General features: G+C 63.9%; 14 protein-coding genes. 6 read left to right on the top strand and 8 right to left on the bottom strand.

The genetic code is table 11. The features are described from left to right. Window positions 1-38 precede the first annotated feature (38 nt). From acs to J3D46_RS07505, 4 genes are read left to right on the top strand one after another with little or no spacing between them, the layout of a single operon-like run. Window positions 39-2,165 carry an acetate--CoA ligase gene (acs, locus tag J3D46_RS07520; protein ID WP_253466128.1) on the top strand — a complete coding sequence of 709 codons (2,127 nt, stop codon included), beginning with the start codon at window positions 39-41 and terminating at the stop codon, window positions 2,163-2,165. Beyond that, window positions 2,162-3,352 carry a dimethylsulfone monooxygenase SfnG gene (sfnG, locus tag J3D46_RS07515; protein WP_253466125.1) on the top strand — a complete coding sequence of 397 codons (1,191 nt, stop codon included), beginning with the start codon at window positions 2,162-2,164 and terminating at the stop codon, window positions 3,350-3,352. The genes acs and sfnG overlap by 4 nt, the downstream gene beginning before the upstream one ends. Then, window positions 3,352-4,719, top strand: coding sequence for an O-acetylhomoserine aminocarboxypropyltransferase/cysteine synthase family protein (locus J3D46_RS07510; protein ID WP_253466122.1), 1,368 nt, complete (start codon window positions 3,352-3,354; stop codon window positions 4,717-4,719). The genes sfnG and J3D46_RS07510 overlap by 1 nt, the downstream gene beginning before the upstream one ends. Next, a complete protein-coding gene (locus tag J3D46_RS07505) occupies window positions 4,716-5,210 on the top strand; it encodes a CoA-binding protein (RefSeq protein ID WP_253466120.1) in 495 nt (164 codons plus the stop codon). The genes J3D46_RS07510 and J3D46_RS07505 overlap by 4 nt, the downstream gene beginning before the upstream one ends. A 17-nt stretch (window positions 5,211-5,227) precedes the next feature. On the opposite strand, the gene J3D46_RS07500 is transcribed toward J3D46_RS07505, so the two are convergent. From J3D46_RS07500 to J3D46_RS07460, 8 genes are all read right to left on the bottom strand, one after another. Continuing rightward, window positions 5,228-6,073, bottom strand: a complete 846-nt coding sequence (locus tag J3D46_RS07500; protein WP_253466118.1) for a hypothetical protein — start codon at window positions 6,071-6,073, stop codon at window positions 5,228-5,230. Then, complete coding sequence (locus J3D46_RS07495; protein ID WP_231340316.1) at window positions 6,070-6,624, bottom strand: RNA polymerase sigma factor; 555 nt, start codon at window positions 6,622-6,624, stop codon at window positions 6,070-6,072. Before J3D46_RS07495 ends, J3D46_RS07500 begins: the two co-directional genes overlap by 4 nt. A gap of 339 nt (window positions 6,625-6,963) precedes the next feature. Then, the gene (locus J3D46_RS07490; protein WP_374110835.1) at window positions 6,964-8,205 is read right to left on the bottom strand and encodes an HNH endonuclease; all 1,242 of its coding nucleotides are present in this window, start codon (window positions 8,203-8,205) and stop codon (window positions 6,964-6,966) included. Between the two features lie 268 nt (window positions 8,206-8,473). Further along, window positions 8,474-9,730: an alpha-L-fucosidase gene (locus tag J3D46_RS07485; RefSeq protein ID WP_253466113.1), complete on the bottom strand. Its 1,257-nt coding sequence runs from the start codon at window positions 9,728-9,730 to the stop codon at window positions 8,474-8,476. Further along, window positions 9,727-10,341, bottom strand: a complete 615-nt coding sequence (locus J3D46_RS07480; RefSeq protein WP_253466110.1) for a TetR/AcrR family transcriptional regulator — start codon at window positions 10,339-10,341, stop codon at window positions 9,727-9,729. Before J3D46_RS07480 ends, J3D46_RS07485 begins: the two co-directional genes overlap by 4 nt. Beyond that, window positions 10,338-11,384, bottom strand: coding sequence for a saccharopine dehydrogenase (locus J3D46_RS07475; protein ID WP_253466107.1), 1,047 nt, complete (start codon window positions 11,382-11,384; stop codon window positions 10,338-10,340). The genes J3D46_RS07480 and J3D46_RS07475 overlap by 4 nt, the downstream gene beginning before the upstream one ends. A gap of 367 nt (window positions 11,385-11,751) precedes the next feature. After that, entirely contained in the window at window positions 11,752-12,207 is a 456-nt protein-coding gene (locus tag J3D46_RS07465; protein WP_253466103.1) for an iron chaperone, read from the bottom strand. 136 nt (window positions 12,208-12,343) lie between these two features. After that, complete coding sequence (locus tag J3D46_RS07460; RefSeq protein WP_253466100.1) at window positions 12,344-13,672, bottom strand: aspartate aminotransferase family protein; 1,329 nt, start codon at window positions 13,670-13,672, stop codon at window positions 12,344-12,346. A 125-nt stretch (window positions 13,673-13,797) separates the two neighbouring features. Here J3D46_RS07460 and J3D46_RS07455 point away from each other — a divergent pair, with 125 nt between their 5' ends. Both J3D46_RS07455 and J3D46_RS07450 read left to right on the top strand, forming a co-directional pair. Beyond that, entirely contained in the window at window positions 13,798-15,327 is a 1,530-nt protein-coding gene (locus J3D46_RS07455; protein ID WP_253466098.1) for a PucR family transcriptional regulator ligand-binding domain-containing protein, read from the top strand. A gap of 353 nt (window positions 15,328-15,680) precedes the next feature. Next, window positions 15,681-16,880: an IS110 family transposase gene (locus J3D46_RS07450; RefSeq protein ID WP_231339521.1), complete on the top strand. Its 1,200-nt coding sequence runs from the start codon at window positions 15,681-15,683 to the stop codon at window positions 16,878-16,880. Window positions 16,881-16,885: the final 5 nt, after the last annotated feature.

The raw sequence follows: 16,885 nt of genomic DNA, 5'->3' as shown, positions 1-16,885 counted from the left end.
GAATCGCACTGCGCCAATTCCAGGCATGGAGATTTCGCATGACTTCTGCCGTACCCAAAATTTCACACACCACTTCGGACGCGACGGCCTCTGAAGCAGGGCTGCTTGACGCGCCCGGCTCCCTTCACGGCTCATCGGGATGGTCCTCGACTGAGCCCGCGGACGGCGCAGTGCACGGCGCTGATTTCGGCGAGCGGGCGCGTCACAGCGGTTTTGATGAGACCGGATCGGCCGTCGGCTTCTGGGAAGAGCAGGCACGCCGCCTGCATTGGGCGGCGCCGTGGCACACCGCGCACACTTGGACGCCGACAGACGTCGAAGCGGGCCGCGGCCCGGACATCAGATGGTTCGACGGCGGCAAACTGAACGTCGCGTACAACTGCGTGGACCGGCATGTGCTTGCCGGCAAGGGTGACAAGGTAGCCCTGTACTTCGAGGGCGAGCCGGGTGACCGCCGTGCCATCACCTATGCAGAGCTTCAACGCGAGGTGTCCAAGGCCGCCAACGCGCTCCTGGACCTTGGGATCACCAAGGGCGACCGCGTGGTCATCTACCTGCCGGTGATCCCCGAAACTGTGATCGTTACGCTTGCCGTGGCACGCATCGGCGCCATCCACTCCTTGGTTTTCGGCGGCTTCTCGGCCGAGGCGCTCCGCTTCCGCGTGCAGGACACACAGGCGAAGCTCCTGGTTACTACGGACGGGCAGTTCCGGCGCGGAACGGCTGTGCCCGTGAAGGACAATGCCGATGCCGCCGTCGCCGGTGACAACGCCATCGAGCACGTACTGGTTATCAACCGGACCACTCCTGCCGGGGATCTGGCCAGCGTAAACATGAAGGAAGGCCGCGACGTCTGGTGGCACGATGTCGTGGACACCGCCTCCGACGTGCACGAGCCGAAGGCTTTCGACGCCGAGACTCCGCTGTTCATCATGTACACCTCCGGGACCACGGGTAAGCCGAAAGGCCTGGTTCACACCTCGGGCGGTTACCTCACGCAGGCCTCCTGGAGTTTCGAGTACCTCTTCAGCAACCCGGACCCGTCATTGCGGGAAAGCGACGTGCACTGGTGCACCGCTGACCTCGCGTGGGTCACGGCCCACACCTACGAGATCTACGGGCCGCTCTCCAACGGCGTCACCCAGGTGATTTTCGAGGGCACCCCCAACACCCCGCATCCGGGCCGGCACTTCGAGATCATCGAGCGTTACAAGGTCACCCAGTACTACACCGCGCCCACGCTGGTCCGCTCCCTCATGGGTTGGTTCCCCGACGGCGTGCCGGAGAGCTACGATTTCTCCTCCATCCGTGTATTGGGCACGGTGGGCGAGGCCGTGAACCCCGAAGCCTGGCGCTGGCTGCGCGGGAACATCGGCGGGGGCACTGCACCCATGGTGGACACGTGGTGGCAGTCCGAAACGGGCGCCACCATCATGTCTCCCTCACCAACGGACACCGAGTTCAAACCCGGTTGTGCCGCACGGCCGCTTCCAGGGGTCAGCACGCGGGTAGTGGACCAGGCCGGCACTCTTTCGGAGCCCGGCGTGCAGGGCTTCATCGTGGTGGACCGTCCCGGCCCCGCCATCGCACGGACCGTCTGGGGCAACCCGCGGCGGTACTTCGATTCCTACTGGAGCCAGTACGCGGAGCAGGGCTGGTTCCTTGCCGGCGACGGCGCCAAATACGACTCCGACGGCGACATCTGGATCCTTGGGCGCGTGGACGACACCCTCAACGTCTCAGGCCATTTGCTGTCCACCATCGAGATCGAGTCTGCGCTGGTTTCACACCCGGACGTGGTGGAGGCCGGGGTCTGTCCGGTGGCCGATCCCACCACCGGGCACGCGGTGGTCGCGTTCGTCGTCCTTCGCGGTGACGCCCGCACTGACGCCCGCAGTGACGCCTCCGGTGGGTCAGCTGCGGAAGTGACCAACAACCTGCGCAACCACGTTGCCAAGGAGATCGGCCCCATCGCCAAGCCGCGCGACGTCGTCGTGGTGGCTGACGTACCCAAAACCCGCAGCGGCAAGATCATGCGCCGTCTGTTGACCCAGCTTTTTGAGGGGACCGCCCTGGGCGATACCACCTCACTCCAGAACGAACCGGCTATTGCCGGCATCCAGGACGTCCTGCGCGAGCGGGCCCTAGTAAAGGAAAATTCATGACCGAGATCAGCAACGTCGCCCGACTCTCCGAGCCGCTCAAGTTCGCCTACTGGGTTCCCAACGTCTCCGGCGGCCTGGTGGTGTCCACCATCGAGCAGCGCACCGGCTGGGACTTCGACTACAACAAGAAGCTTGCCCGGATCGCGGAGAACTCCGGCTTCGAATATGCCTTGACCCAGACCCGCTACGCCGCTTCCTACGGTGCGGATAAGCAGCACGAAGCGACGTCGTTCAGCCTGGCGCTCCTCGCGGCGACCGAGCGTCTCAAGGTCATCGCCGCCGTCCACCCGGGCATGTGGCACCCCGGCGTCCTGGCGAAATTCATCATCACCGCGGACCACATCTCCAATGGCCGTGCTGCCGTGAACATCGTCTCGGGCTGGCTCAAGAGCGAGTTCACCAACTTCGGCCTCGAATGGCTGGAACACGATGAGCGCTACGTCCGCACCGAGGAATTCATCAAGGTCCTCCGCGGCCTGTGGACCGAGCAGGGCTACAGCCAGGGCGGCAAGTACTACAACATCACCGACTTCACCCTGAACCCGGCGCCCGTCGACGTTCCCGGGCGTGCGCACCCGGAAATCTTCTTCGGCGGAAACTCGACGGCGGCTCAGGCCACTGCGGGCCGCGTGGCGGACTGGTACTTCTCCAACGGCAAGGACCTGGAGGGCTTCAAGGAGAACATCGCCGGCGTGGTGGCCGCTTCCGGTGAGACTAAGCGCGGCACCGAGGGAGCGCTGTCCTTGCCGAAGTTTGGCCTCAACGGCTTCGTGATCGCCCGCGATTCCGAGAAGGAAGCACGCGACACCCTCCGTGAGATCGTGGAAAAGGCCCACAAGCCGGCAGTCCAGGGCTTCCGGGACGCCGTGCAGGAAGCCGGCGCCTCCACCAAGGACGGCAAGGGCATGTGGGCGGACTCCACGTTTGAGGACCTGGTCCAGTACAACGACGGTTTCAAGACCCAGCTGATCGGCACCCCGGAACAGATTGCCGAGCGGATCGTGGAGTACAAGAAGATCGGCGTGAACCTGTTCCTCACCGGGTACCTGCACTTCCAGGAAGAGCTCGCTGCGTTCGGCCAGGACGTCCTGCCGATCGTCCGTGAACTCGAAGCAGACCTTGCCCGCAAGAACGGCACCGAGCTGGACCTCTCCTCCACACCCGTCGCCGATTCGGTGGCAGTCTGATGGCTGACCGTACCTTCGGATTCCGCACCCGTGCCCTCCATGCCGGAGGCACTCCCGACGCCGAGCACGGCGCCCGCGCGGTGCCGATCTACCAGACCACGTCCTTCGTCTTCAAGGACACCAACGATGCCGCGAACCTCTTCGCCCTGCAGAAGTACGGCAACATCTACTCGCGCATCGGCAACCCAACTGTCGCGGCTTTCGAGGAGCGTATCGCGTCCCTTGAGGGCGGGATCGGGGCGGTAGCAACGGCGTCGGGCATGGCTGCCGAGTTCATCACCTTCGCCGCGCTGACGCAGTCCGGCGACCACATCGTCGCGGCGTCCCAGCTGTACGGCGGCACTGTCACGCAGCTGGACGTGTCCCTTCGCCGCTTTGGCGTGGGCACCACCTTCGTGCCCGGAACGGATCCGGCCGATTACGCCGCAGCCATTCAGGAGAACACCAAGGCATTGTTCGTCGAGGTCGTTGCGAACCCGTCGTCGGAAGTGCAGGATCTTGCCGGGCTGGCCAAGGTAGCGCACGACGCCGGTATCCCCTTGGTGGTCGACGCCACCTTGAGCACGCCTTACCTCGTGCGGCCGTTCGAGCACGGTGCGGACATCGTGATCCACTCGGCCACCAAGTTCATCGGCGGCCACGGCACCACCCTGGGCGGTGTGATCGTGGAAAGCGGCCGGTTCAATTGGGGCAACGGCAAGTTCCCCATGATGACCGAACCTGTCCCGTCCTACGGCAATGTCTCCTGGTGGGGCAACTTTGGCGAATACGGCTTCCTCACCAAGCTGCGTTGCGAGCACCTTCGCGACATCGGCCCGGCGCTCTCACCCCTTTCCGCGTTCCAGCTGCTGCAGGGTGTTGAAACGCTCCCCCAGCGCCTGGATGAGCACCTGAAGAACGCCCAGGCCGTGGCCGGATGGCTCGATGCCGATCCCCGCGTGGCGTACGTGAACTACTCAGGTTTGCCGTCCCACCCGCACTTCGATCGCGCACGGAAGTACCTGCCCAAGGGGCCGGGTTCCGTTTTCTCGTTCGGTGTTGCCGGGGGTCGTGCAGCTGGCCGGAAGTTTATCGAGTCGCTGCAGATCGCGTCCCATCTGGCCAACGTGGGCGACGCCCGCACCTTGGTCATCCACCCCGGTTCCACCACCCACCAGCAGCTCAGCGCCGAACAGCTTGAGTCGGCTGGTGTGCCGGAGGACCTGGTCCGGATCTCCGTTGGCTTGGAAGACCTTGAGGACATCCTCTGGGACCTGGACCAGGCGCTGACGGCGGCCCAGACGGTTGCATCTGATGAAGAACCAGGTGAAGCCTGCGCGGTGGCAATCCCGGCGGCAGGCACTCAAACCGTAGGAGCGAAAGCATGAGCACCACTGAACGTACCTGGGAGGGCCCATCTGCTCCTGAGCGCCTGGCACTCCTCCGGCAGGCGAAGTCCATCGCGATCGTTGGTGCCTCGGACAAGCCGTCCCGTGCCAGCTACTTCGTGGCCACGTACCTGCAGTCGTCCACCCGTTACAAGGTCTACTTCGTCAACCCTGTGGTCAAGGAAATCCTGGGCCAGCCAACGTACGCGTCGCTGGCCGACCTTCCCGAGTCACCGGATATCGTGGACGTCTTCCGCAAGAACGACGACCTTCCGGGGGTCTTGGACGAAGCCGTCGCGGTTGGCGCCAAGACGCTGTGGCTGCAGCTCGGTTCGTGGCATGAAGAGGTTGCCCGCGACGCCGAATCTGCGGGCCTCAACGTGGTCATGGACCGCTGCGTGAAGATCGAGCACGCCCGCTTCCACGGTGGCCTCCATCTGGCTGGCTTCGATACCGGGGTTATCTCTTCGAAGCGCCAGGTTCTGGCGTAGCCAGCCCCCAAACACGACTAGCGGTGACCGCGTTTCAGCCACTGCTTCCACTTGTCCATCGCAGTCTGGAACTGCTCTTCTGCGCGCTTGTCGGACAACGACGGAAGCTGCGGGCCTTGTTTGCTGCCCTGGGCCCCGGGCTTGTCTGACTGCCCCGCACCGGGTTTTGATGCTTCAGGCCAGACTGCTTCCTGGCCCCGCGGCTTGACCTGGCTCGGCTTCGCCTGCGCGTTGTGGGCCGGGTTTGGCTTGGACCCGTTCGGGACGGCGGGGGTGGGTACGGTGGCTTCCGGGACAGCGACCGCTGCCGGCGGCTGTGCCACGTCCGCTGCCGGCGCCTTTGCCGGGGTTTGTGCCGGGGCGGGATTTTCGACAGGCATCGCTGGTGTTGGCACGGTGCCTGCGACGGGAATCGACGGCACTTCCGAGGCAGGTGGAACAGCGGCCGGATCTGCGGCAGGAGCCGCTTCCGTGCTGACACGTGGCGCATCGGGCGCAGGGAGTACCGGCGCGGCGACTGCCGGCTGGGGCTGGAAATTCCCGATGAGTTCATCAATGAAAGACGGGTTCCGAGTGAAGCCCGAACTGGCCGCGGCAACACCGCTCACACCAAGTCCCATCGCAGCAACCACGGCAATGCTGACCACAGCGGTCCGATGCTTGTGCCGCCAACGACGCTTGGACAGTTCATCGTGCGGTCCGGCGATCATGGCAGCGAGCTCCGCGCTGGGGGCAGGAGCCGACAGATTGGCAAAGGTACCCAGCGAAAGCAGCGTATTCCGGACGTCCGAGGCGTCGGCGAGATCGGCGTCGAGCAACAACTCGTCAACCATCGCTTCGCGGTCTGTATCCCTGTATGTCATGGCGACACGTATTCCTTTACTGCCGAATGCTCACGGAGCGTAATAAGAGCCCGGCGCTGCAACTGCTTTACTGCGCCGGCGGTTTTCCCCATGATGTCGGCTACCTGTTCAACCGTCAGGCCGGCCACGATGCGGAGGTTCAGGACCTCACGTTGGTCGTCGCCCAGGTAATCCAGGAGTGCTGCCACCTCATTCGGCGCCAGCCTGGTCAAAGCTTCGGCCTCCGCAGAGCTCGATTCGCGCGTATCCCGCTCGGGCTCGAACTCGTGGTGTATCGGAGCCCGGCTTTGCTTCCGGTGCTCATCCACCATGCGTGCATGGGCCACCGAGAAGATGAATGTCCGCAGGCCGTTAACACCGCCGCTGAGGTCATCCAGCCGCGGCAAGACCGCGAGGAACACATCCTGCGTACTTGCTTCAGGATCGGGCACGCCTTTGGCCGTCAGGTAGCCGAGAACCTGGCCCGCGTAGGACTGGTAGACGGCACTGAACAGTTCCGCGTTATTGCCCTTGAGCGCATGAAGCGCTTCGTCGGTCAATGCGTCGGTCACAGTTATGGGACTTTCGATCGGCGGCAGGTCCGTGGCTTTGTAGCCAGGTCACCCGCCTTTGCACGACGGAGGACTTCACCAAGGGTATCTGCTCTGCCGGGCCATCCTCACGGAGGACCCGCTTGTCCGAGGAAAATCTGATCAGGCAAATTGATCCGGACAAGGAAGAGCCGAGCTGGAACATGATGGGGGACAAATTCCAGCTCGGCCCTTTCACAGACGTAATCGTCCACGTACGCCAAAGGGTTACGCCGGGTACGAATCTTTTTTGAAAACTTTTCAGGGCACGTCAGGACGCACCGATATGGGCGTCCTGCGGGCACGTTTGAACGGCGGTGATTACGTTCTGGAGGGCCGGTGCCCGGGCAGGGGCGGCGCTTGCGAGCGGTAGCTGTGTCCGGTGGGCGTGCGTATTTCCAGGGTGTGTCTTTCCCCGGGCCTGGTGTTGGCGCTCCAGCCCGGGTTTTCTTTGGTGTGGTTGCAGGCTTCGCAGAGTCCGGCCCCGTTGGCCAGGGTGGTGGTGCCTCCGGCGTGCCAGGGCACGATGTGGTCGATGGGGCGGATGGGCGCGTCGCAGTAGGGGGTGCGGCAGGTGTCATCGCGGGTTTCGATGAAACGTCTGAGTCGTGGTGGGAAGAGTCTGGCTTTGGAATCCGTTGTCAGGAGATCTCCTGTGGCCGGTGCAGTGTAGAGCCGGCGGACCCAGACCTGGAGCTCAGGATTCCGCGGAGGACCGGAGTCGCTGCCAGCCGAGGGATCCTGGACGACTGGAATCTCCCTGCCTGCGCCGCCTGCACCGCCGACAGGGCCTGCACCGCCGGCACCGACCAGTTTCCGGGCCCACCCTGCTGGGACGATTCCGTAGCCCTTCACGCGTGCGGGTTCGGCATCGCCCTGGAAGAGGGTTCGGTCGGTCATGACGAGGTCCAGGTTGATCCCTGAGATCCCTCCCGGTGTACCGGTGATGCGCTCGACGAGGGTGTCGGCCATGACCTGGCCCCGGTTCCGGGGATCACCGGCCGAACGGGCAGAATCAGCCCGACGCGTGAGCGCGGCATAGACCGCGACCCCTTGCGCGACCGGCAGCAACGCAGTCAAGTACGTCATGGTGTCCGGCGCCGGACGAAGACTCACGGTCCGCTCGGACACGGCGTGGGAGGCACGCTTCACCACCGACCGCGGATCACGCCGGTACGCGGCCGCTTTCGCCGCGGCAATGATCGCTTGATCCCCAGCGCCGTCGAAAGTTCCGGTGTCCGCGGCGAGTTCCTCATCCACCGCACACCTGTCCTCCACAGACAAGCACGCCGTTTCCTTCACCAGCAACGTGGCACGCCACTCATTCAACTCCCCTGACTCCAGCGCCGCCAGAGTCCTCGGCATCTCCATGACCAGGGCTTTGGCCATCCCCAACAGCCGGGACCCACGGTTCGGGGACTCCCGCCGAGCCAACGCCACCTGCGCCCCAACACCCTTACCCCGCTCGGACACGGGCACACCGGCTTCTGCCTGCTCCTGGCGCTGCGCCAGATCCAACGCCACCGCGATCCTCACCTGCAAAGCAACGATGGCTGACTTCATCTCCTCCAACGCCCGCAACTGATTGATCAAGTCGCCACTGACAGTGCCGGACTCCACAGCACCGAGCCGGATACGGCTTGGACGAACGGAATCGTCACCGACAGGAACCAGCGCAGGAATGGGCGCGCCCGACGCCACCACACCCGCTCGCCTGTCCCAAATCTGCTCCATGTCCATACTCTTGCAGGAGGCACCGACAAAATAAGGAGCACCCCCGGGAACGTTGCCCGGCGGCTGGCAGTGCCGGCCCGCCCGGGCCCTGCAGACGTCAGTCCGGCGCGTCCGTGGGAGCCTCGTAGCCCTCGGGAATCGCTGGCACTGCAGCATCGAGGGCCCCGGTGTAGACCCGCGCCGATGCCATGCTGCCACCTTCACCGCTCAGTTTCACGTGCAACCTTTTTGCGGTGACAACGGGCAGCTGGTGGATGCGTCGGTTACCGACCGTCTTTCCCTCAACAAGCTTTGAATCATCTCCGGAAACAACGTGGTGCGTGATCCGCTGCCCCGAACTCAGGTCCTCCACGAGCTCAAGGTGATTGAAGGTGACCGCAGCCGGAAAGCTCAAGGTCGCTCCGCCGTCGTGATGTTCTACGGTTGCCTCAACCGCGCCGGAGAGCCGACGGTCCAACTCCGCCGTCCATTCCCGGAGCCGTCGCACGTCCTCGTCGGGAATCAATCCGCGGGTGTCCGGCGGCAGGTTCAGCAGAAGGTTGGCTCCCATACCCACAGACTGGTAGTAGATCGCGAGCAGGTGCCCGGTGGATTTTACTTCGTCGTCCGGGTGCCAGAACCAGCCACGACGGATGGAAACGTCGCATTCGGGCGGCAAGTAGTGCGCAGTTCCGAGCCCCGAGCTGGAGTCCGTGTATTGGGTATCGGACGTGCGGTCCACCACGTAGTTCACGGGATCCAACGCCAGGCCGTTCTCGTTGCCCACCCAGCGGATGGTCGGCTGGCCCATGTTGAAAATCATGGCCTCAGGCTGGTGTTCCTTAACTACCGCAATGATCCTGTCCCAGTCGTACTCCCGGCCCACCGAACCCGCGCCGTCGAACCACAGCTCCATGAGCGGACCATAGCCCGTGCACAGTTCCGTGAGCTGCTGGAGGTAGAAGTCGTCATAGGCTGCGGAATCGCTGTAGCAGTCGGCGTTCCGGTCCCAGGGTGACAGGTAGAGGCCCAGTCCTATCCCCTGTTCCGCGCAGGCCTCGGCGACGTCGCGAACCACGTCGCCCTTGCCACCGCGCCACGGCGAGGAAGCGACGGAGTAGTCAGTGGTGGTCGTCGGCCAGAGACAGAAGCCGTCATGGTGCTTGGCAGTGAGGACCAAGTACCTGGCACCCGCTTCCTTGGCCACGCGAACCCAGCTTCCGGCGTCGAGCTCTGAGGGGTTGAAGGTGGAGGCCGGGATGCTGCCGTCGCTCCATTCCTTACCGGCGAAGGTGTTGATGCCGAAGTGGATGAACGCGCCGAATTCCAACTGTTGCCACCGAAGTTGGGCGGGGGTGGGCATCACCTGAGTCACAGAGGAGCTTCCTGTCCGTGGATCAACCACTGTGCCGTGCGAATGATGGTTTGGTCGCCTTGTTCAGTTCGCAGTCCTGCGATGTCGGACCGTGTGACGGCAGCGCCTTCGAAGAGGCTCACTATCGCGGCGGCAACGTCGCTTGTTTGGGGCTCGGTAAGGTCCGGCCTGCCACGCCGGACCACGCCTTGCACACGCGCCGAGTACTGTGAATAGAACGCCCTCACGGCACCGGCCGCTGACTCGTCGGAGGCAGCCATGGCCCAGATTTCCAGGTGCATCCTGACGTCTGCCAGGCCCGAATGCTCCTGGAGCAGCGCCGTGAGCAGGCGGTGGGAATCGTTCTGGGAAAGTTGGCCGGAAGACTCGGCACCGAGCTCAAACCCGGCCGTTTCCTCAAGCCTCCGCAGCGAGCGCTCGAGTGTCCGTTCAAGGACGGAACGGATGAGGTCGGCCCGGGTTGGGAAGTAGTGCTGCAGGTGCCCTATCCGCACACCTGCAGCGGCGGCGAAGTCCCGCATTGCTGCGTTTGCGTTCCCCTTGGTGACCAGCACTTCCTCCGCAGCGTCAAGGAGCGCCGCCTTCCGCAGGGCGCCCTTGCTTTCGGTCATGACCTCAATATTGTCACACCCCACGATTCCAGTTTCGCGAGCTGCGAGGCCGGTTCCGGCACCGATTCAGGGAAAAAGACTCCTGCCTGTGCCCCGGCGCCAAGCACCGAGTGGAGTCCCAACAAACCACCCAACGCGGTCAGGTGCGCCTGTCCCTGGGGATCCGAAATGACGGCAGTTCTGGTGCCGCCCGGCCCCTCCACATCCACACGAAGGTGCGCGGTTCCGCCCGATCCCGGCGAGTACAAAAGGGACCGCCGGAGCGGTTCCCACCGTTCTCCGCTCCCCCAGCGGAACAGCCCTATCGTCCTCGCGGCGAGCAACGCCGTCGTGGAGGTGTTGGAACTGAAGCCAATCCTCGTGGCCACCGAGCCGGCGCCGATAGTCAGCGGCAAGGTGAACTGCTCAGGGGTGTCCAGGCGGGCGACTTTGGTGCGGTGGCCGGCAATGTCCACCCAGCGGGTGTCACTGAGGGGACGTACGACGGCGGCCGTACCGCCTTTGCGTACTTCAAAGTCCAGTCCCAGCCGGTCGATAAAGTCGACAGAGTCGGCGCCGGCTTGGTCGTTGGTGTCATAGCGGATGGCGACGTCGATCTGGTCAGCGCCTCCCACTTCCTCAGCCAATGCCGCTGCCACGATGTTGGTAATGCCTCCCATCCAGCCCGAACTCAACAGCACGGGAGCTTCCGGCTGCATGAGGGTTGCCAGGGTCAGGGCCCGGGTGACACGGCTGGTCCAGCGGGTGACGTCAACATATGGAATCCCGGCCTGGACTGCCGCGCGGAGCACCCTGTCGTCGGGGTCGTTGACCGTGCTGATGACGGCCCTGACGTTGGCTTTGAAGGGTTCCGGCTGGTTGAGGTCCCACCGACGGACGGCAACTCTTTCGTTGGCGAGGCTGCTTCCCCGGTCTGGATTCCTCCCGGTCAGAAGTAGGGGCCACTCCTTCGCGGCGAGTTGGGTGAGGGCAGTTCCGACTGTGCCGTAGCCGCCTGCGATCAGCACAGGGCCGGAGGGATCGAGTTCAAGGAGATCGTTCATAAACTTGATTCTAGGTCATTTGACCTAAAATCGCCTGATGCGTTCACCTTCGTGCCGACGGCGCGTAGGCTGCGGGTATCTACCTGAGGACGCAAAGGAGAGACCATGACCCTTCCGCCAACTCACGAGCCCGAGCCATTCCCACCGGATCCCGGACCCGTGGCGCCACCACCGGACCCCACCACACCGTTTCCGCCCAGTCCCATTCCAAGCCCCAACCCAACACCTGGCCCGTCACCGGCGCCCGATCCTGGGCCCGTTCCGCCGCACCCGAACCCAGATCCCACCTACTGACCTCCTTTGAGAGTCAACGACGGCGGCTGGTCGCCCGTGTGGGCGACCAGCCGCCGTCGCGGATTTCAGACCGTCAGGCGATGGCCCGCTTGATGAGTTCGACGATCTTCGTTTCGACCTCCGGAGTAATCTCCTTGAGGGCAAACGACGTGGGCCACATGGCGCCGTCGTCGAGCTTGGCGTTTTCTTCGAAGCCGAGCGTGGCGTACCGTGCCTTGAACTTGTGTGAGCTCTGGAAGAAGACGATGTTCTTCCCGTCCCTGGCGTAGGCCGGCATCCCGTACCAGGTCTTGGGCGTCAGTTCCGGCGCGTGTTCCTTGACGATTGCGTGGAGCCGTTCGGCCATGACCTTGTCCGCCTCGGGCATTTCGGCGATCTTTGCCATCACGTCGGCTTCACCGTCTGCCTTGGACGCCTTCTTGCGCGGAGCCTTCTTCAGCTCCTGAGCGCGCTCCTTCATTGCGGCGCGCTCTTCCTCCGTAAAGCCGTCGTAGGACTTGGTCTTGTGGGTCGTTCCGGTCTCAGCCATGGCAGGCCCCTCTTCTCTGCTGGATATCTTGCGGATATCCCAAAGCTACGGTGCCGGCAGGCTGGATGCTTCTCCGAAACTGCTCAGTTGGGGCTGTGGTGGGTCTTGGGCTAAAAAAGTCATGGGCACTTTCCTGTCAACTAACGGCGGTCAGGGCGTCGTCGTAAATCGCCAGTGCCTGGCGCACTTCTTCGGGGGTCACGACGGCGGGAGGCACCACGTGCACGCGGTTGTCGGCGATGAAGGGCAACAGTCCGCGGTTGAGCAGTTCCGCTTTGAGCTTGCCCATGAACCCTGCAGTAACGGGCGTGCGGGTTTCGCGGTCTTCGACGAGTTCGAGGGCCCAGAACACGCCGCGTCCGCGCACTTCACCGATGACACCGTGCTTGGCAGCGAGGACCTTCAGGCCGGGCTCCAAGTGGTCGGCGCCGATGCGTGCGGCGTTCCCGATGATGTTCTCTTCTTCGAACGCCTCAATCGAGGCCACGATGGAGGCAGCGGCAAGTGGGTGGCCGGAGTAGGTGAGGCCTCCGGGGAAGACCCTTTCGTCGAAGGTGGCCGAGATTTCTTCGGAGATGATGACGCCGCCCACCGGCACGTAGCCCGAGTTGACTCCTTTGGCGAAGGTGATGAGATCGGGCTTGACGTTGAAGGCGTCCAGGGCGAACCAGTCGCCGGTGCGGCCGAAGCCGGCCATGACCTCGTCCAGGATCAGGACGATTCCGTGCTGATCGCAGAGTGCGCGGACGCCTTCCAGGTAGCCGGGCGGCGGGAGCAGGATGCCGGCGGTGCCGGGAACGGTTTCGAGGAGCACAGCGGCCACTGATTGCGGCCCTTCGAGTTCGATGGTGCGGCGCAGGTGCTGCAGGGCGCGCTCCGCTTCCTGTTCCGGGGTTTCGGCCCAGAACTCGGAGCGATAAAGGTACGGCCCAAAGACGTGGACGTGTCCGCGGGAGTATTCGTTGGGGATGCGGCGCCAGTCACCGGTGGCCACGATGGCTGCACCGGTGTTGCCGTGGTACGAGCGGTAACGGGAGATGACTTTGTCCCGCCCGGTGTGCAGGCGGGCCATGCGTATGGCGTTCTCGTTGGCGTCAGCGCCGCCGTTGGTGAAGAACACCTTGTCCATATTCGACGGCGCGTGGGACAGGACCTTCCGGGCTGCCAGGGCGCGGGTGTGGTTGGCATGCGAGGGTGCAACCGTGGTGAGGGTGTCCAGCTGCTGTTTGATGGCCTCGATCAGGCGCGGGTGCTGGTGGCCGATGTTGGTGTTGACCAGCTGGCTGGAGAAGTCCAGGTACGTCCTGCCTTCGTGGTCCCAGACCGTGCTGCCGGAACCACCGGCGATAGCCAGGGGCTTCAAGGACTTCTGTGCTGACCACGAGTGGAAGACATTGGCCGTGTCCAAGGCAGCAACCTCGGCATTTGACGTGGAAACTGCCAGGGCGGTCCGGGTGGGAGACATTGGAGGGTCCTCTCGAAAGGGCGGGGGCTTCCCTTTCATCATGAGCTTTTGGGAGGAGATGTATCTCTCGACATTTGTATAGTTAGCGGGGTGTGGAACTACGTTTTTCCAAGGAGCGCTTGAGCATGCCGCCAACTATCAACACGATCCTCCACAAGGGCTCGCTGAACCTGAGGCTGGTGACCCCGGAGGCCGCAGATCCCGCGGCGGATGCTTCGGTGTCCTGGGTCCATAGTTCGGACCTTGACGACCCCACCCCGTTCCTCGACGCCGGGCAACTGCTCCTGACGGATGGAACGCAATTTCCTGTCGGCGATGCCCCTGTTTCCCTTTACAGCGATTACGTGGAGCGGTTGGTCAAACACGGGATCAGCGGCCTCGGTTTTGCCACTCAAGTGATCCACGGTGCACTGCCGGCAGGGCTGGTTGAGGCATGCCGGACCCAAGGGTTGCCCTTGCTCGAGGTCCCCGACAGGACTCCCTTCATCGCTGTCATACGGTTCGTTGCGGACTGGTTGGCGAGGGAACAGAACGCGCGGTCTGAGTGGTCGCTCCAAGCCCAACGGGCCATCGCGCGGGCCGCCCTTCGTCCCGACGGACTGCGATCCATATTGGCCGAACTCGAACGGCAACTGCATGGCTGGGTAGCCCTGTTCGACGCCGCAGGAAACCACATCCTGATGCCCAACAACCGTCCCGTGCCCTCTGCCCTGATGCCTGGAGTGGAAGAAGCCGTGCGGAAATCCCTCGACCAAGGATCGCGTTCTGTGTCGCAACTGACGGTCGACGGCGAGCAGATCACCCTGCAGACGCTGGGCCGCAGGCACCATTTGCGCGGAGTCTTGGTCCTGGGCGCCATCGAACCCCTGGACCCGGCCCGCACGGACATCATCAACAGCGTGATTGCTTTGGCAAGCCTTGCACTGGAGCAGACGCGAAACCTGGATACGGCACGCCGCCACCTGCGTGCAGGCGTTTTCGAGCAATTGCTGGCGGGAAGCACGGATGTTGCTGAGCGCACGGCCCGGCAGGTCTGGGGCCGGCTGCCTGCGAACCCCTTGGTGGTGACCTTGGCGCAGCCTCCCGGGCAGGGACAGAACCTCTTGGAAGCGCTGGAGTTGTTGTCGGACGACCACCGCGGTGCCGTCTTCTACGCCCAGCGGAACGAGAACATCGTGGTGCTGGCCGGGCCAGCCCTCCAGCAAAAGGTCACTGTCCTCCTGGAAAGGTACGGCGCAACCGCGGGCTCTTCCGGGGAAACGGACTTCGGCCACCTCGACAAGGCATTGAAGGAAGCCGGGCGATCATTGCAACGGGCGTCGGAACTCTCCCGCCCACTGGTGGCCTTCGATGAGATTTCGCAAGGCGGGATGCTGGGCCTGCTGCACCGGGAAGAGGCTGGGTCAGTTGCTCGGCGCCTGATTGAGCCGTTGGCCAAGCATGATGAATCGGAGCAGACCCAACTGTTGCCGACGGTCACTGCGTGGCTGGCGAACAACTGCGTCTGGGACCGGACGGCACGGCAGTTGGGGGTTCACCGGCACACCCTCAGGAACCGCATTGATGCTGCGGGCACCGTCCTGGGACTCAACCTCGACAGCCTGCGCGACAGGCTGGAACTGTTCGCCGCCGTCGAGTTCCTGGAAGAGCGTTAGCCCAAAACGGGCGAAAGGTGGAAGAGCGTTAGCCCAAAACGGGCAGGAGGTGAGAGGGCGTCCATCAGGTCAGACGCGCTCTCACCTCCCGGCCACAAAATACGGACGCTCGTTACCTTTTTCGTAGCCTGTTTCCTGGTGCAGGATATGGGTGTGCTGGCCTGCTGATCCCGGCATGATTGTGACGCTCTGTCAGTCGATGATCTTGAGAGTGTTGTCACCGGGGTTGGTAGGTGCCGGGAGACCGCTGATAGGGGCAGGACAGTTCGGGAACGTCGTGCGTAACGTGGGTGCCGGGTCCTGACACCGATGGTGGGCCAGTGGAGGTAGTTGACTACGACTGGAGGTGCCAGATGATCACGAACCACGACGGTGTCGAGGTGTTTATTGGGCTGGATGTTGGCAAGGGCGTCCATCATGCCGTTGCCGTGGATCGGGCCGGCAGGAAATTACTGGACCGGGCGCTGCCCAACGATGAAGCCAAAATCCGGGAAATCATCGCCGAACTTGTGGACGCCGGACGTGTGTTGCTGGTCGTTGACCAGCCAGCGACTATCGGCGCGTTGCCGGTAGCGGTTGCCCAGGCCGCCGGGGTGCTGGTCGGCTACCTGCCGGGGCTGGCGATGCGCCGGATCGCGGATCTTCACCCCGGAGAGGCGAAGACCGATGCCCGGGACGCGTTCATCATCGCCGAGGCCGCCAGGACCATGCCGCATGCCCTGCGCTCGGTTCAGTTGGTCGATGAGCAGCTCGCTGAGCTGAGCATGCTTTGCGGGTTCGACGAGGATCTGGCCAAGCAGGCCACGGCGACTTCGAACCGGATCCGTGGGCTGCTCACCCAGATCCACCCAGCTCTGGAAAGGGTGCTGGGACCCTACATGGACCACCCGGCGGTGCATGACCTGCTGCGGACCTGGCCTACCCCTGAAGCGCTCCGTCACGCGGGCCGGCGCCGGATCGGGACCCGGCTGAGCAAACTCGCGCCGCGGATGGGTGAACGTCTTGCCGATGACATCATCGAGGCCTTGGGCCGGCAAACAGTCACTGTCGTAGGAACGAACGCCGCGACCATCGTGCTGCCCCAGCTCGCGGCCATGCTCGCCGGGCTCCACGAAAGCCGCGCCACGGTCCTCACCCAGGTCGAAGCTCTCGTGGAGGCCCACCCTCTTCACCCGGTCCTGATGTCTCTGCCGGCCGTGGGCATCAGGACCGCCGCACGAATCCTCACCGAAGTCGCCGGGAAAGAGTTCCCCACCGCCGGGCACCTGGCCTCTTACGCCGGGCTGGCCCCCGTCACCTGGCGATCCGGGTCCTCCATCCGCGGCGACCATTCCTCAAGAAAAGGCAACAAAGTCCTCAAACGAACCCTGTTCCTCTCCGCATTCGCTGCGCTCCACGACCCACCGTCCCGGGCATACTACGAACGCAAACGAGCCGAAGGAAAACGCCACAACCAAGCACTCATCGCCCTCGCACGACGACGCTGCGACACCCTCTACGCCATGCTCCGCGACGGCACCCTCTACCAACCCCCAACACCCAAAACCGCTTGACGAAA

The organism is Paenarthrobacter sp. A20 (assembly GCF_024168825.1).
Lineage (GTDB): Bacteria > Actinomycetota > Actinomycetes > Actinomycetales > Micrococcaceae > Arthrobacter.
This window is presented reverse-complemented; position numbering and strand designations above follow the sequence as displayed.

What these genes read in the sequence shown, in the direction of transcription:
- acs (WP_253466128.1), top strand. Translation starts at nt 39, where the DNA reads ATGACTTCTGCCGTACCCAAAATTTCACACACCACTTCGGACGCGACG.
- sfnG (WP_253466125.1), top strand. Translation starts at nt 2,162, where the DNA reads ATGACCGAGATCAGCAACGTCGCCCGACTCTCCGAGCCGCTCAAGTTC.
- J3D46_RS07510 (WP_253466122.1), top strand. Translation starts at nt 3,352, where the DNA reads ATGGCTGACCGTACCTTCGGATTCCGCACCCGTGCCCTCCATGCCGGA.
- J3D46_RS07505 (WP_253466120.1), top strand. Translation starts at nt 4,716, where the DNA reads ATGAGCACCACTGAACGTACCTGGGAGGGCCCATCTGCTCCTGAGCGC.
- J3D46_RS07500 (WP_253466118.1), bottom strand. Translation starts at nt 6,073, where the DNA reads ATGACATACAGGGATACAGACCGCGAAGCGATGGTTGACGAGTTGTTG.
- J3D46_RS07490 (WP_374110835.1), bottom strand. Translation starts at nt 8,205, where the DNA reads ATGAAGTCAGCCATCGTTGCTTTGCAGGTGAGGATCGCGGTGGCGTTG.
- J3D46_RS07480 (WP_253466110.1), bottom strand. Translation starts at nt 10,341, where the DNA reads ATGACCGAAAGCAAGGGCGCCCTGCGGAAGGCGGCGCTCCTTGACGCT.
- J3D46_RS07475 (WP_253466107.1), bottom strand. Translation starts at nt 11,384, where the DNA reads ATGAACGATCTCCTTGAACTCGATCCCTCCGGCCCTGTGCTGATCGCA.
- J3D46_RS07465 (WP_253466103.1), bottom strand. Translation starts at nt 12,207, where the DNA reads ATGGCTGAGACCGGAACGACCCACAAGACCAAGTCCTACGACGGCTTT.
- J3D46_RS07460 (WP_253466100.1), bottom strand. Translation starts at nt 13,672, where the DNA reads ATGTCTCCCACCCGGACCGCCCTGGCAGTTTCCACGTCAAATGCCGAG.
- J3D46_RS07455 (WP_253466098.1), top strand. Translation starts at nt 13,798, where the DNA reads ATGCCGCCAACTATCAACACGATCCTCCACAAGGGCTCGCTGAACCTG.
- J3D46_RS07450 (WP_231339521.1), top strand. Translation starts at nt 15,681, where the DNA reads ATGATCACGAACCACGACGGTGTCGAGGTGTTTATTGGGCTGGATGTT.